The sequence below is a fragment of the Streptomyces niveiscabiei genome, from assembly GCF_001419795.1.
Taxonomy (GTDB): Bacteria; Actinomycetota; Actinomycetes; order Streptomycetales; family Streptomycetaceae; genus Streptomyces; species Streptomyces niveiscabiei.
Window position 1 is genome coordinate 1 of the sequence record NZ_LIRL01000955.1, and the last position, 1442, is coordinate 1442.

Annotated in this window: 1 protein-coding gene; it reads left to right on the top strand. The window is 76.4% G+C overall.

The window, feature by feature from the left end; all coding sequences use genetic code 11:
• A partial coding sequence (locus tag AOK24_RS37725) for a helix-turn-helix domain-containing protein (protein WP_167376898.1) occupies positions 1 to 1294 on the top strand: 1294 nt, incomplete at its 5' end.
• Between the last annotated feature and the right edge of the window lie 148 nt (positions 1295 to 1442).

Consider the following 1442-nt stretch of genomic DNA (forward strand, 5'->3'; position numbering starts at 1 on the left):
CACCCCCCACCTCCTCGCCCGAGCCACCGAAGCCGCCATCTACACCGGCGACCTCCGCCGCTGCCGCGAAGCCCTCGCCCTCACCCGCCGCACCGGCATCACCCCGCCCGGCGTCCTCCCCGGCCTCGCGGCGGCGGTGGACGGCCGCTACCGCGACGCCCGCGACCTCCTCGAAGCCGCCGCGGGCCGCTGCGGACCCGGCGGCGACCCCACCCTCCTCGTGCACGCCGGAATCGCCGCGCTGCTGCTCGGCGACCACACGCGCGCGGCCACCGCGACCCTCAGGGCGGCCGAGTCGGCACGGGCGCGCGGCGCCGCCGGAACGGCCGTACAGGCGCGGGAGTTCCAGGTGTACGCCGACTTCTGGACCGGACGTCCCCGCGCGGCGGAGGCGGCGGCGCTGGAGGCCCTGCGAGACGCGTACACGACGGGCCAGGACAACGCGGCGTGCCACCTCCAGGCGGCGCTCGCGATGTTCGCGGCGCTCACCGGGGACGCCGACCTGTGCCGGCAACGGGCCGCCGCCGCACGCGAACACGCCCTCGCGCACGGCCTCGGCCTCCCCGCGGCCCTCGCGCAATGGGCGCTCGCCGTCCTCGACCTCGGCACCGGCCGCTTCGACGCCGCCGCCGCGCGGCTGCGCGCACTCGCCGGGTTCGGCCCGGGCCACGGCCACCGCGCCATCCGGCACCTCGCGACCCCCGCATACGTCGAGGCCGCCGTCCGCACCGGCGACACCCGCGTCGCCGAGGCCGCGCACGCCGACTACGACCGCTGGGCGCGAGCCGTCCGCAGCCCCGACGACCTCGCCCTGAGCGCCCGTTGCCGGGCCCTGCTCACCCCCGGCGCCGAGGCCGTCGACCACTACCGCGCAGCCCTCGACCTGCACGCGGACGGCACCCGCGACTTCGAACGGGCCCGCACGGAGCTGCTGTTCGGCAGCGCGCTGCGCCGTCTGCGCCGCCGCACCGAGGCAAGGGACCGCCTCCACAGCGCACTTGAGGCGTTCACCTCCTTCGGCTCACCCCACTGCGCGGACCTCGCGCGCGCCGAACTGCGCGCCCTGGGCGCACCGGCCGCACCGCTACGCGCGTCCACCAGCCCCGTCGACGCGCTCACGGCCCAGCAGTTGCTGGTCGCCCGGATGGCCGCCGACGGCGCGACGAACCGGGAGATCGCCGGACGGCTCGCCCTGAGCCCGCGCACGATCGACCACCATCTGAGGGGAGTCTTCAACCGGCTGGGGATCAGGTCACGGATCGAACTGGTCCGCATCCTGGCGGAGTCGCCGTAGCGGAAAGGGAGTTGGGGGGACCACCCCGACTCCCTCGACTCAGGACAACCCCGCCCGGAACTCCTCCGCGTCCCACACCCCGTCCAGCCGCCCCGCCAGCCAACTCCCCGCCCGCGCACGGAACTCACCCTGTCCCTCATACACATCT